A 12,700-nucleotide genomic window follows, 5' to 3' on the forward strand; every position below is an offset into this window, starting at 1 on the left:
AAAAAAGAGTCAGGAATTGCGTTTCCTGACTCTTTGTAAAAATCGGATTATTGTTCAACTGCAACTGATTCGCGCAGCAGATTAGCGGCCGTGATCATGTTTTTCAATGCTGCTTCGGTTTCCGGCCATTTCCTTGTTTTCAGGCCACAGTCGGGGTTAACCCAAAGATTTCTTGCAGGGATTACCTTCAATGCTTTTTCCAGCAAAACAATCATTTCATCAACCGTAGGAACGCGCGGCGAATGAATGTCATAAACGCCCGGTCCTATTTCGTTGGGATAATTAAAGTTGGCAAATGCATCCAGCAGCTCCATTTGTGACCGCGAAGTCTCAATCGTGATCACATCCGCATCCATTGCTGCGATCGAATCAATGATGTCATTGAATTCGGAATAGCACATATGCGTATGGATCTGGGTCTGGTCGGCAACACCCGCAGCGCTCAGCCGGAATGCGTCCACGGCCCATTTCAGATAGTTGCGCCATGCATATTTCCGCAAAGGCAAGCCCTCGCGAATCGCCGGTTCATCGATCTGGATCACCTTAATGCCGGCCTTTTCAAGATCCACAACCTCATCCCGGATTGCAAGTCCGATTTGGAATGCGGTGTCTTTCCTTGGCTGATCGTCACGCACAAATGACCATTGCAGAATCGTTACCGGCCCGGTTAGCATGCCTTTCACGAGCTTTTCTGAATTCGCTTGTGCAAAAGCAGACCATTTCACCGTCATAGCCGCGGGCCGTTCGACGTCCCCAAAAATAACCGGCGGTTTCACGCAGCGGCTGCCGTAACTCTGCACCCAGCCATTTTGCGTGAATACAAATCCAGACAAGCGCTCTCCAAAATACTCGACCATATCATTACGCTCAAATTCGCCGTGAACCAACACATCAATGCCCAATGCTTCCTGCCAGCGCAATGAGGCCACAATTTCTTCCTTAATGCGTTCCTCGTAGGCTTCCAATGTCAGCTTTCCGCTTTTCAGATTTGCCCTCAACTGACGCACTTCATCGGTTTGCGGGAATGAGCCAATTGTTGTCGACGGGAACAGCGGCAGTTTCAGTTTTTCCAACTGAATGGATTGGCGGACATTGAATGCATTTTGCCTGTCAAAATCCTGCTGTGTAACGCCCTCAACGCGTTTTTTCACTTCCGGTTTGTGAATCAATGCGGAAGTCTTTCGGCTTTCTAGCGCTTTTTGATTTTCAATAAATAGCGCATTAGCGGTCCAATCCGTCTGAGCCAGATGCGTTAATGCTGCAACTTCACTCAATTTCTGTTTAGCAAAAGCCATCCAGTTCTTGATTTCCCGCGTTAAGACGGCTTCATTTTTTTCAAGGTCCAAATCATGCGGACTATGCAATAAGGAAGAAGAGGGAGCGATCATCACACGGGCTTCTCCCAAAACATCAATTGCCTGCTTTATGTAATCAAGCGACTTCTTGAAATCATTTTTCCAGATATTTCTGCCGTCCACAATGCCTAGTGAAAGCTTTTTGGCAGAATTTACAAATGTTGCATCGGCCAGGATTTCGGGCAAAGTTTCTGCGCCACACGTGAGGTCAATGTGCAATGCATCAATGTGCAAACTCGTTGCCGTGGAAAGGTTCTCTTCCAACGCACCAAAATAAGCTGCAACCAGAATCTTCAACTTCGGAACGGCTTCCCGGATTTGCGCATAAGCACTTTGCAGCGCAAGTTTGTCTTCGTCTCTCAAATCAAGCACAAGCGCTGGTTCGTCCAGTTGAATCCATTCCGCGCCGCGTGAGGCCAATTCCTTTAATACGGAAATGTAAACCGGCAAAAGATTATCCAGCAGATCAATTTTATCAAAACCCGCTTCCTTTTCTTTTCCCAACAAAAGATAAGTTACAGGGCCCACAAGCACTGGCTTGGTCAAAATGCCTTTATGCAGCGCATCTTCAAATTCTATAATGACCTTGTCGGAATAGCGATTGAATTTTTGGTCTTTGATAAACTCCGGCACCAGATAATGATAATTGGTGTCAAACCATTTGGTCATTTCCATCGCCTTGATATCCAGCCCATCACGTTGAACGCCACGCGCCATAGCGTAATACAAATCCAGCTCGCGATTCGATTTCCCGTCTATCAATTGATGGTAACGCTCCGGCACTGCGCCGGCCATGAGGCAAGTGTCCAAAACGTGGTCATACAATGAGAAATCATTGGAAGGAATAAAGTCTAAACCAGCTGCTTTCTGCATTTCCCAATTTTGATGGCGGATTTTGCGGGCGACTTTTTGCAGTTCGTCCCGATCAATTTTACCGGCCCAAAACTGTTCGCTGGCTTTTTTGAGCTCGCGCTGACTTCCAACGCGTGGATAACCAAGGTTGTGTGATAACATAGCATTCGTGTTTAAGAGTTAACAATAGAGCACAGGAATCTCGTCCAGGAATGTTGTTCCTGAAATTATCCAGCATAATGTTTTGTAAATCAATGCGTAACCATTTCCCAATCGTGAGGAAATAGTCATTGAGCGTAGCGGCAAGTCTCCTGGCTTGTATCACTTTTACCGCCCTTCTCGCCGCGAGGCAATGGGACACGAGGGTAAAAATCTGTTCTGCATTACACAGAACCAATACTTACAGTAGCACGACTGCCCGTGAATTTCACACGGTTCCTTTTTAATTTCTGCTCAGTTGGCTGAGGGCTCCAACAGCGAAAACCACTACCCCGATTGACGGGCGTTCATTAAGAACGGGGTAAAGTTAAAATGAAAATTTTGGGAGCGCTAAACAGGCCGTGTTTTAAGTGAAAGGCGTTCGTATTGATAAATACGAAGGGATAAAATATCTTTTTGCAAAGGTTTTGCAAGTGCCCAAAAGTGAATTTTGTTGAACAAAAATGAATGCATTTCACCGGTTTAGGCGCAACCGGAGCGAATTGACATTGATATATCGTTTCAAACCATTAATCGGCGACTCAAAGCAAAACCAGGATAAAGATGCAACAGCAACAACGAGTACGAGGCTTAGCGCCCTTCCCATTACATCGGTGACAATGAGCTCGATCTTGAATATTCTTTGAACCAGTTTTACAAAAACCGGCAGCAATATTGCAGGAATGATCATGTGATAAATGTAAATGCCATAGCTGATCTTGCCAATGTAACGAAGCAAACTGTTGTCCAAAATTTTGCCTCCGACGGACTTAAAACCGTTTCCATAACTGGCGTGCGCCACAAAAAATAAACAAAGCAACGCCATAGACGTCCTGAAAAACAGCGTAAACAGCACGGAATCCACTTGCCTGAAACAGAAGAAAAGAAATAGGCTAAATCCGCCTGCCGAAAAGATTTTCAGCTTACGCAAAAAGGCTTCGGGAGACCTGTCATAAACCAAAACGAAAGCCCAAAGCGCGCCTAACCCGAATGCATCCAGGCAAGTCGGCATCAGCACGCCGAGGTTATGACCAAAAAATGAAAGGATCAAGCGACTTACAATGCCCAATGCAATGGTTGCAAAAATGACTTTTTCCAGAAACCGCACGGGAACGGCTAATATTATAAGTGGCCAAAAAATGTAAAACTGCTCTTCAACGGCCAGCGACCATAATGTAGAGAGCAAGTCGGACCAGTTGCCTGTTTTTTCAAGCAAAAAATTCGAAATATAAAGAAGATAATGTGCGGGATCTGTGTAAAAGTCTGTTTGGATGGGCGAGAATAAAATGAATTGACCTGGCCTGCCAAACGAAAAACAACAGCAAATAATACAAAGGGAAAATCCGCAAAGCGCGCCTGATAATGAAGTTTTTATAAACAGGTGCAATGCCGTTGTAAGCGACGGCATTTTTACTTAGCAATAAAATACGGGTGATAAGAAAGCCGCTCAGGACAAAAAAAAGCGTCACGCCAAGCGGTCCGTTGGCGATTCTGTTGATCCCTGTGTTTTCAGGAAACCAATGATAAAGGATGACGAGAAGGATCGCGATTGCCCGAAGGCCATCCAGTTGAGAAAAATAGGCTTGTTTTTGCATCTATTCATGGGAATTAAGCCGCAATAAATAAACTCGCACTGCATTGGATACTGCTTAAAATGGGTAAAAAGCATTGACTGATTATGAATGGTTTGAGGTTTTTAACTGATCAGATTTGCAGCTTCCTCATCCAGCAAAAATTCGGCATTAAGGTGATTTTGCAGGACCGTGGCCGGAAAGCTTGTCGTCACCGGAAAGTCCAGCGCCCGCTTGATTACCGCTGCTTTTGCGCTGCCCGACGCCATCAGAATGGCCGTTTTCGCTTCCAGAATATGCCTGATTCCGATCGTAATGCCTTGATTAATAACTGTTGTTTGCTTAAAATATTTCTGACCGACCTCTTTAGTTATGTTTTCAAGCTCCGAAATGTGCGCGTAACTGTCCCACGGCGTTCCCGGCTCATTCAGAGCCAAATGGCCGTTCATGCCCACGCCAAGCAGGATCAGGTCCAGCCCGCCCAAGCTAGCAACCACTTTATTGACGCGCGCGCATTCTTCCTCCGGGTCGTGCGCTTTGCCGTCAAAAAAGACGATCTGTTCTTCCCGCAAACCGATTGGTCTAAGAAAATCTTTATTAAGTAAATTCCTGCATCCCCCGTCGTCATCTGCACCGAAACCGATCCATTCGTCGAGGCCAATGAAAATGCATTTGGAAAAATCTGTCATGCCTTTCTGGTTCGCAGAAACCAAAATCTCAAACATGCCCAGAGGAGTGCTGCCGGACGGCAGGCAAATAACCGCATTGGGTTTTTTGGAAAGTAAAGCCATTACACGCTCGGCGGCGGCAAGGCTCATTGCTTTATAATCCTGATAAACGTTGAGTTTTGGTTTCATAATTTAAATAAAATGTGATTAAAAAATTGGTCAGCCTGACATTCTTTTGGAGCAAGAAACATTTATCCTCGAAAAACACCAAAAACTGAAAGTCCAATCCTAACTTTACCGCTTTAATCCGCATTGTTCATTCTGAAAAATAAAAAAATGGAATACCGCATAGAAAAAGATACCATGGGTGAGGTGCAGGTGCCGGCTCATGTTTACTGGGGCGCACAGACCCAACGATCGATCCAAAATTTCCCCATTGCACAGGATATCAACAAAATGCCTAAGGAAATTATCAAGGCATTTGCATATTTGAAGAAAGCCGCAGCCATCACCAATTATGAGGCCGGCATCCTTCCAAAAGAAAAAAGTGACCTGATCGGACAGGTTTGCGACGAAATCCTGACAGACCAACTAAACGATCAATTTCCATTAGTCGTATGGCAAACGGGTTCGGGAACGCAGTCGAATATGAACTGCAATGAAGTAATTGCTTACCGCGGCCATGTTTTGCAAGGCGGCGAGCTGGGTGACAAAACGAAAGTTTTGCATCCGAATGATGATGTTAACAAATCGCAATCATCCAATGACACCTATCCAACGGCCATGCACATTGCGGCCTATAAGATATTGGTTGACGTTACGATTCCCGGAATCATCAAACTGAGAGACACATTAAAGGCAAAATCTGAGGCTTTCCGCAATGTGGTGAAAATCGGACGGACGCATTTCATGGATGCCACGCCACTGACATTGGGACAGGAATTTTCGGGTTATGCTTCTCAGCTTGACCATGGTTTGCGGGCCATATATAACACGCTTTCGCACCTTTCTGAGCTTGCATTAGGCGGAACTGCGGTTGGAACAGGCATTAACACGCCAGACGGTTATTCGGAAAATGTAGCGCGTCACATTGCATCGTTAACCGGCCTTCCTTTTATCACTGCCGAAAACAAATTTGAAGCATTAGCAGCGCACGACGCGATTGTTGAAGCACATGGTGCATTGAAAACAGTGGCTGTGAGCCTGATGAAAATCGGAAATGACATTCGCATGCTTTCGTCTGGTCCGCGTTCAGGAATTGGTGAAATCCACATTCCGGATAATGAGCCGGGAAGCTCTATTATGCCTGGGAAAGTGAACCCAACGCAATGTGAAGCCATGACAATGGTGGCTGCGCAGGTGATGGGCAATGATGTCGCGATTGGAATCGGCGGTTCCAATGGTCATTTTGAACTGAATGTTTTCAAACCGTTAATGGCCTACAACTTCCTGCATTCGGCTCGTCTGATCGGCGACGTTTGCGTTTCCTTCAATGACAATTGCGCTGTGGGCATTGAGCCGTTGCATGAAAATATCAAGAAGCACGTAAACAACTCATTAATGCTGGTTACGGCTTTGAATACAAAAATCGGTTATTATAAAGCTGCGGAGATCGCTCAGACAGCGCATAAAAATGGGTCAACATTAAAAGAAACGGCAGTTGCGCTGGGTTATGTGACGCCGGAAGATTTTGATGCGTGGGTGAAACCGGAGGATATGGTTGGCGACAACAAGTAATTTCCAATGCTTAATTAAATCAAATGCTCCGCCAGAAACGACGGAGCATTTGATTTTCATATCGTGACCATTATGAACATTGAGCGCACATTGATGGCCGATCCGATGCAGTCCAAAAAGGCGGGCGACAGAAGTTGCTGCCTATGCTTGCCAGGACGCGGCAAACTTTCAGGAACTGATCGGCTGCTTCCTTGCAAAGGATTACAGACTGGCCCAGCGCGCAGCGCTGAGCGTGCGCATTGCTTCAATGGACTGCCCCGAAATGATTGTCCCGCACATTGGATCGCTCGTGGATATGCTTTCCCGGACAGACGTGCACGATGCGGTGATCCGGAACAGCGCTCGTATTTTACAGGAAATTGAAATTCCGACGGCCGTGCATGGAAAAGTGATGGATGTTTGTTTTGAATCGATCCAAAACAGGAACATTGCCGTTGCTATCCGCACATTCTCACTACTATTCTCGACAAGTTATCCAAACTTTATCCTGAGATCAGAAACGAGTTAGGTATAATTATTGAAGAGTCGATGGACTTTGAAAAACCTGCTTTCCGTGCAAGAGGAAAGAAAATTCTGGCTAAGATTAAAAACCAAAAGCGCCCGTGACACAGGTAAAACTCTTTACTTTGTTTCTTTAACCAAAAACAACAAATGGTCATCTACTGCTATTCCATGCTGGATGAATCGCTCAGAAATAAACTTAGCGAGGCATTACAATCCCAAAATACCGTTCATTTCCGGACTGAGACAACGAGCGAAGAAGAAAGCCGGTCTGGCGTTTCAAAATGCAGATTATATTTTGGGAAATCCGCCTGTTGAATGGTTTTCTGATGCATTACCGAACCTGAAATTCTGGCAGCTGGATTCTGCTGGTTTTGATCAATATTCAGTTGTAAAAATCGACGAGAGCGTGAAAGTTGCCAACATGGGTGACTGGTTTGCCAGGCCTTGCGCGGAATCGATCGTAGGCGGCGTGCTTGCGCTCTATCGTGGGTTGGACACGCTTACATTGCTTAAACAAAAATCAGAATGGGTAGGCTCCAAACTCCGGGCTGAACTTAAAATCCTTTTCAGACAAAATGTGGTCATTCTGGGCGCTGGCACAATCGGGCTTTCTGTAAATATTATTCTCAAAAGTTTCGGTTGTTCTACGCATTTAATGGCCAGGACTTCACCAGAGGCGGATTTGCTCAGCAAAGAAGATCTTTATAATGAATTGCCCCACGCAGACTTAGTTATCAACACACTTCCGGGCACGGCGCATCATTTTGTTGATGAAACGTTTTTCTCCAAAATGAAAGCGGGCAGCGTTTATGCGAGCGTTGGAAGAGGAAGCACGACGGACGAACAGGCGCTCATTGCAGCACTGAATTCGGGTTTGCTGGAAGGTGCGGTTTTGGATGTGACCGAAGTAGAACCGTTGCCTGCTGACAGTCCATTATGGAAAATGGAAAACGTAATACTGACGCAACACACCGGCGGCGGGCATAGCAACGAACATATAGGCAAAGTGGACCTTTTCCTGAACAATATTTTTGCAATGGAAAATGGCGGGAACATTGTCAATGAAGTGAATTTGCTCAAAGGATATTAAAATAAGATTTAGACATAATGCAAGCGGATATAATAGAATCGATTAAGGGAAAATATTTTGAGAAATTCGGCGAAACATCCAATCCGGATAAGGTGAGGACTTTTCGTTCGCCAGGCAGGATCAATCTGATCGGCGAGCACACCGACTACAATAATGGTTTCGTGTTGCCTGCAAGCGTTGATAAGGCGGTCTATTTTGTGATTGAACCAAGAGACGATGACCAGGTTATTCTGCACGCCGCGGACCTGAATGAGACTTATTCTTTCAATGTCAATGATCTGACCAAACCGAACCGATCTTGGACACATTATCAGCTTGGGATCATTGAGCAGATTTACAAAAAGGGGCTCAAAATAGGCGGTTTTCAAACAACATTTGGTGGAGATGTGCCTGTTGGCGCAGGATTGTCTTCCTCGGCTGCATTGGAATGTTGCCTTTTATTTGCGCTTAATGAGGTTTTTGACCTCAATCTTGACCGATTTAACATTGTAAAAATGTCGCAAAAAGCCGAGAACGAGTATGTAGGCGTTCAATGTGGCATTATGGATCAGTTTGCTTCCGCATTTGGAAAAGAAGAGTCGGTTATCAGGCTCGATTGCCGATCACTGGAAATACGAATATTTTCCATTCCCGATGCAGGATTACTTGCTGGTGCTTTGCGATACGAGTGTGAAACATTCATTGGCAAGACTCGGAATATGATACAAGAAGGCTTGAATGTGAAAAGGGGATTTCGATCCTGAAAAAATATTATCCTGAAATTGAAAGCCTTCGTGACGTTTCGCCCGAAATGGTGGCGAAGCACAAAGATGAACTGGGTGATCCGGTGAATCGCCGGTGCAAGTTTATCACAGAAGAAATTCAGCGCGTGCAGGATGCCTGCGACCTTTTGGTAGCCGGAGATCTGATTGCATTTGGCCAAAAAATGTATGCGACGCACGAGGGCTTGCAGCATGAATATGAGGTAAGCTGCCCGGAGCTTGATTTTCTGGTTGATCAGACGCATAACGACCCGGCTGTGCTTGGCGCGAGGATGATGGGTGGCGGATTTGGTGGCTGCACCATTAATCTTGTAAAAAAAGACGCTGTTGATGGTTTTGAACAAAAAATGAAAGCAGCCTATCTCGAAGCATATCAGATTGACCTTCCTTGTTATAAAGTAAAAATTACAACCGGAACCGAGGAAATCATCTGATAACTGGACTTGTAACTATTCTTAGACAAACCTTTAAGCATTGATATGAAAAAAATATTTCTTTTACTCACCGCGCTGACCAGTTTTTACCTTTTCAGCTGCTCCAAATCAAACAAAGAAGAGATGATCAGTACGATTTCCAAGGAGTCTTTCGGCAAACTTCCTGACGGCCAGGAAGCAGACCTTTATACATTGACCAATGCAAAAGGCATGACGGTGAACATCACCAATTATGGCGGCATAATCACTAAACTGACCGCTCCTGACAAAAAAGGTGAATTTGCGGACGTAGTGCTGGGTTTCGACTCACTCGCTCCTTACCTGGCCGAAAATCCATTTTTTGGCGCTTTGGTTGGTCGTTATGGAAACCGCATTGCGAAGGGAAAATTCACACTGGATGGAAAAGAATACAATTTGGCCATTAATAACGGCCCTAATTCGCTCCACGGTGGCAAAAAAGGTTTTGATAAAGTCCTTTGGAAAGCGACTGAAATCAACAAAGACTCCGTTGTCGGCCTTCAACTGGAATACACCAGCAAAGATATGGAAGAAGGTTATCCTGGGAATTTGACCGTAAAAGTGGTTTATACATTGGATAACGATAATGCATTGAGCATTGATTACACGGCTACGACAGACAAAGCGACGGTTTTGAACCTTACTAATCACTCTTATTTCAACCTTACCGGCTTGAAAAGAGATATTCTGGATCATGAAATCACGATTGAGTCGGACAGCATTGTTCCTGTTGACGCAACATTGATTCCGACCGGAAAACTTCGCGCTGTTGAAGGCACACCATTTGATTTCAGAAAATCGACGAAAATAGCTGCCGGCATTAATAAAACAGAAGATGAGCAAATCAAAAATGGCGGCGGTTACGACCATTGCTGGGTGATCAAGCGCACAGAACCGGGGTTAATGTTGTTTGCAACTGCGAAAGACCCCGAAAGCGGAAGAGTGCTGGAAGCGTTCACAACTGAGCCCGCAGTGCAGTTTTACAGCGGAAACTTCCTGGACGGATCACTGAAAGGCAAAAACGCAACTTACGTGAAGCGCTTCGGATTTTGCCTCGAAACAGAACATTACCCAGATTCCCCCAATCAACCCCAATTCCCATCGACCGTGTTGAAGCCCGGGGACACTTACAAGTCCACAACCAAATATCGGTTTTCGGCTAAGTAATTAGGATACTTTTTGAAAAGCGAATCGTCTAAGGAGATCAAACCCTTAGGCGATTCGCTTTTTCATAAGTTCTTATTTTTACTATTTTTGCCCATGCCAACCGTATTATTTATCAATGGTTTTCGTTTTTTCTTTTATTTGAACGAGCACGAACCGATTCATGTTCACGTTCAAAGAGGCGATAGCGAGGCAAGGATCGTTCTTGTGCCAATGATAGATGTTTCTTATTGCAGAGGTTTTAAAAAGAACGAATTGCGGGCCATCATTGAAATTATAATAGATAACTATGAAACCATTATTGCAGCCTGGAACTCAACCTTTAATGAGTAAGGAGTTAATGGACCTTCTAGCTAGTCCGGAGGATGAATTTGTCGTGAAAGCTTCCGATGATTTTGATAAAATCATTGAAACCAGCAATTTGAGGTTTCAACATTTCATTTTCTTCCGTGATCTGGATTTGGCCGTTTTCATTTTAAATAACAAGCGCCTTATTCAAAGGCCATTATCTTCGTTTCCAGACTTGGAAAAAGCCGAAGATTATCATTTATACCAATATCAGATTTCCGAATACGGCATCCATTGGCCAGACCTGGACGCCGATATCAGTCTCAGAGGCTTTTTAGTTGAAGAAACCATCAAGCTTGTAGCGGCTTAATTAATAACGACTTCATCAATTTCATTTCCAATGCTTACCAGAACAGTAAAAATCAGCAATGTTACTAATTTGTCCGATGCGCGTTATTGTGCGGGGATGGGGGTTGAAATGCTTGGTTTTTCGATTGACGAGAATTCCCCGAATTATATTTCACCCAAAAAGTTTGAAGACATTTGTTCCTGGCTTGCTGGTGTAAATCTTGTTGCTGAAACTTCCGAGACAGATCCGGAAAAAATTATTCAAACATTGACCAGCTATCCGGTCCATTCAGTGCAAGTGGAGGCATCCGGACTTTTAAATTATCTTAAAAGCGAGCTGAATCTTCCATTAATCCTGCGGGTAAGCGTTGATCTTTACGAAGCAGACGAAATCAGCTATATACTGAGCCGCTATGAAGGGGAAGTGTCTCATTTCTTGCTTGAAAGCGATAATGATGCTCAGCTGACAGAAAACTGGATGCAGGTTCTTGGTAATTTGGGCGAAGAATATCCGATCCTCATCGGTTTCGGCCTGGACAATGAATTTACAGTAAGCGCACTCACCGAACTCTTCCCGAACATCGGCATAGCATTGCGGGGAAGTGAAGAAATCAGGCCGGGATTTAAGGATTTTGGCAGTATGATGGACATTCTCGAAGCATTAGAAGAGCAATAATCCCTCTTAAATCGCCTTCTAAATACGCATTCATCGTAGTTCTCCTCAAATAATTCCGCTCAACACGCCCTCCTACCGATAATAATTTTCCGAATTGCAGTATCTTGCATTACCTACTACCTTTTTGATTACAAATAAACGCTAAGCTAATCATGGAAAAGAAATTGCATCGCATACCTGACCAGGCAGTTTTTGGAGGAGTTGCTTCCGGAATCGCTCAATACTTTCAAATTGACGTTGTTATCGTTAGAGTACTTTTCGTTGTAATGCTCTTATTGCCGATTCCGCCGACATTTGGAATGACCGCTTTTATATACATTATCTTATGGGCAGTGTTGCCGACAGGACCCGCAGGAACAGTTTACACCACAAACACCGCATTTGGCTCCGACCCTTCAAGACCGTTCGATTCAAATGCATCTAAACCATTCGATCCGGCATCAGATAAAAAACGGTCGGATCAGACGGTAATGATCCTGGGTGGCGTTCTGATATTTTTCGGAGCAGTCATGTTGGTTGACGATTTCCCGGTTTGGTATCAATTTAAAAAATACTTCTGGCCTATCGTACTGATCGCAATTGGTGCATTCCTTATCCTTCGTCAGCGAGATAAAGATCAGCATGGCAGCAACACGACGGTTTATCCAACAACGCCTCCTCCGCCTGTTGACCCGATCACGCCGGATCCACAACCATATACGCCATTTACACCGTCTGGAACGACGACAACAACCACTCATTTTCCTGAAGACCCGGAAGCAAAAAAGCCGGACGATGAAGATGATCAAGTAATTAAAGTAAACTAAAAGCGGTTTAATCCGTCAGTTTTCACAATTAACCTAATATAGCCATGAACTTTCGTAACATTTTCTGGGGAGTGATCCTGATCATCGCCGGATCCTTATTTCTAATCGAAGAACTTACCGCATTTGACTTCGGCCGCTTTTTCTGGCCCATCATCCTGATCACAACCGGCGGACTGCTGTTATTGCGCAATTACCTTAATTCAGATATTTCAAACCGATCAAACATTTAA

Annotated in this window: 15 protein-coding genes and 1 riboswitch; of the genes, 11 read left to right on the plus strand and 4 right to left on the minus strand. The window is 44.6% G+C overall.

What is annotated here, in order from left to right; all coding sequences use genetic code 11:
* Positions 1-47 precede the first annotated feature (47 nt).
* From metE to AC0IYG_RS13250, 4 genes are all read right to left on the minus strand, one after another.
* Entirely contained in the window at positions 48-2,369 is a 2,322-nt protein-coding gene (metE, locus tag AC0IYG_RS13235) for a 5-methyltetrahydropteroyltriglutamate--homocysteine S-methyltransferase (RefSeq protein ID WP_471711522.1), read from the minus strand.
* Positions 2,370-2,491: 122 nt separating this feature from the next.
* Positions 2,492-2,710: riboswitch (cobalamin riboswitch) on the minus strand.
* Between the two features lie 170 nt (positions 2,711-2,880).
* Positions 2,881-3,621 carry an acyltransferase family protein gene (locus tag AC0IYG_RS13240; RefSeq protein WP_471711523.1) on the minus strand — a complete coding sequence of 247 codons (741 nt, stop codon included), beginning with the start codon at positions 3,619-3,621 and terminating at the stop codon, positions 2,881-2,883.
* Entirely contained in the window at positions 3,614-4,000 is a 387-nt protein-coding gene (locus tag AC0IYG_RS13245) for an acyltransferase family protein (protein ID WP_471711524.1), read from the minus strand. The genes AC0IYG_RS13240 and AC0IYG_RS13245 overlap by 8 nt, the downstream gene beginning before the upstream one ends.
* Before the next feature lie 101 nt (positions 4,001-4,101).
* Positions 4,102-4,833, minus strand: coding sequence for a glucosamine-6-phosphate deaminase (locus AC0IYG_RS13250; RefSeq protein ID WP_471711525.1), 732 nt, complete (start codon positions 4,831-4,833; stop codon positions 4,102-4,104).
* Between the two features lie 147 nt (positions 4,834-4,980).
* Between AC0IYG_RS13250 and fumC the strand changes: the two genes are divergently transcribed.
* The 11 genes from fumC to AC0IYG_RS13305 all read left to right on the plus strand — a co-directional run bounded on the left by fumC (position 4,981) and on the right by AC0IYG_RS13305 (position 12,700).
* Positions 4,981-6,381 (plus strand): class II fumarate hydratase, encoded by a 1,401-nt coding sequence (fumC, locus tag AC0IYG_RS13255; protein ID WP_471711526.1) that lies wholly within the window; start codon positions 4,981-4,983, stop codon positions 6,379-6,381.
* Between the two features lie 232 nt (positions 6,382-6,613).
* A complete protein-coding gene (locus AC0IYG_RS13260) occupies positions 6,614-6,889 on the plus strand; it encodes a hypothetical protein (protein ID WP_471711527.1) in 276 nt (91 codons plus the stop codon).
* 171 nt (positions 6,890-7,060) lie between these two features.
* Positions 7,061-7,975: a D-2-hydroxyacid dehydrogenase gene (locus tag AC0IYG_RS13265; protein ID WP_471711528.1), complete on the plus strand. Its 915-nt coding sequence runs from the start codon at positions 7,061-7,063 to the stop codon at positions 7,973-7,975.
* A gap of 17 nt (positions 7,976-7,992) precedes the next feature.
* Positions 7,993-8,718, plus strand: coding sequence for a galactokinase (locus tag AC0IYG_RS13270; RefSeq protein ID WP_471711529.1), 726 nt, complete (start codon positions 7,993-7,995; stop codon positions 8,716-8,718).
* Positions 8,719-8,765: 47 nt separating this feature from the next.
* Positions 8,766-9,170, plus strand: a complete 405-nt coding sequence (locus tag AC0IYG_RS13275; RefSeq protein ID WP_471711530.1) for a hypothetical protein — start codon at positions 8,766-8,768, stop codon at positions 9,168-9,170.
* A 45-nt stretch (positions 9,171-9,215) separates the two neighbouring features.
* Positions 9,216-10,355 carry an aldose epimerase family protein gene (locus AC0IYG_RS13280; RefSeq protein ID WP_471711531.1) on the plus strand — a complete coding sequence of 380 codons (1,140 nt, stop codon included), beginning with the start codon at positions 9,216-9,218 and terminating at the stop codon, positions 10,353-10,355.
* A 93-nt stretch (positions 10,356-10,448) separates the two neighbouring features.
* The gene (locus AC0IYG_RS13285) at positions 10,449-10,685 is read left to right on the plus strand and encodes a DUF4160 domain-containing protein (protein ID WP_471711532.1); all 237 of its coding nucleotides are present in this window, start codon (positions 10,449-10,451) and stop codon (positions 10,683-10,685) included.
* Positions 10,678-11,010, plus strand: coding sequence for a DUF2442 domain-containing protein (locus AC0IYG_RS13290; protein WP_471711533.1), 333 nt, complete (start codon positions 10,678-10,680; stop codon positions 11,008-11,010). Before AC0IYG_RS13285 ends, AC0IYG_RS13290 begins: the two co-directional genes overlap by 8 nt.
* 30 nt (positions 11,011-11,040) lie before the next feature.
* The gene (locus AC0IYG_RS13295) at positions 11,041-11,664 is read left to right on the plus strand and encodes a hypothetical protein (protein ID WP_471711534.1); all 624 of its coding nucleotides are present in this window, start codon (positions 11,041-11,043) and stop codon (positions 11,662-11,664) included.
* Positions 11,665-11,816: 152 nt separating this feature from the next.
* Entirely contained in the window at positions 11,817-12,470 is a 654-nt protein-coding gene (locus AC0IYG_RS13300) for a PspC domain-containing protein (protein ID WP_471711535.1), read from the plus strand.
* A 44-nt stretch (positions 12,471-12,514) separates the two neighbouring features.
* A complete protein-coding gene (locus AC0IYG_RS13305; RefSeq protein WP_471711536.1) occupies positions 12,515-12,700 on the plus strand; it encodes a LiaI-LiaF-like domain-containing protein in 186 nt (61 codons plus the stop codon).

This window comes from Dyadobacter sp. AC419 (assembly GCF_979253085.1).

What these genes read in the sequence shown, in the direction of transcription:
- AC0IYG_RS13245 (WP_471711524.1), bottom strand. Translation starts at nt 4,000, where the DNA reads ATGCAAAAACAAGCCTATTTTTCTCAACTGGATGGCCTTCGGGCAATC.
- AC0IYG_RS13250 (WP_471711525.1), bottom strand. Translation starts at nt 4,833, where the DNA reads ATGAAACCAAAACTCAACGTTTATCAGGATTATAAAGCAATGAGCCTT.
- AC0IYG_RS13300 (WP_471711535.1), top strand. Translation starts at nt 11,817, where the DNA reads ATGGAAAAGAAATTGCATCGCATACCTGACCAGGCAGTTTTTGGAGGA.
- AC0IYG_RS13275 (WP_471711530.1), top strand. Translation starts at nt 8,766, where the DNA reads ATGGTGGCGAAGCACAAAGATGAACTGGGTGATCCGGTGAATCGCCGG.
- AC0IYG_RS13280 (WP_471711531.1), top strand. Translation starts at nt 9,216, where the DNA reads ATGAAAAAAATATTTCTTTTACTCACCGCGCTGACCAGTTTTTACCTT.
- AC0IYG_RS13295 (WP_471711534.1), top strand. Translation starts at nt 11,041, where the DNA reads ATGCTTACCAGAACAGTAAAAATCAGCAATGTTACTAATTTGTCCGAT.
- AC0IYG_RS13265 (WP_471711528.1), top strand. Translation starts at nt 7,061, where the DNA reads ATGAATCGCTCAGAAATAAACTTAGCGAGGCATTACAATCCCAAAATA.
- AC0IYG_RS13290 (WP_471711533.1), top strand. Translation starts at nt 10,678, where the DNA reads ATGAGTAAGGAGTTAATGGACCTTCTAGCTAGTCCGGAGGATGAATTT.
- AC0IYG_RS13270 (WP_471711529.1), top strand. Translation starts at nt 7,993, where the DNA reads ATGCAAGCGGATATAATAGAATCGATTAAGGGAAAATATTTTGAGAAA.
- fumC (WP_471711526.1), top strand. Translation starts at nt 4,981, where the DNA reads ATGGAATACCGCATAGAAAAAGATACCATGGGTGAGGTGCAGGTGCCG.
- metE (WP_471711522.1), bottom strand. Translation starts at nt 2,369, where the DNA reads ATGTTATCACACAACCTTGGTTATCCACGCGTTGGAAGTCAGCGCGAG.
- AC0IYG_RS13305 (WP_471711536.1), top strand. Translation starts at nt 12,515, where the DNA reads ATGAACTTTCGTAACATTTTCTGGGGAGTGATCCTGATCATCGCCGGA.
- AC0IYG_RS13285 (WP_471711532.1), top strand. Translation starts at nt 10,449, where the DNA reads ATGCCAACCGTATTATTTATCAATGGTTTTCGTTTTTTCTTTTATTTG.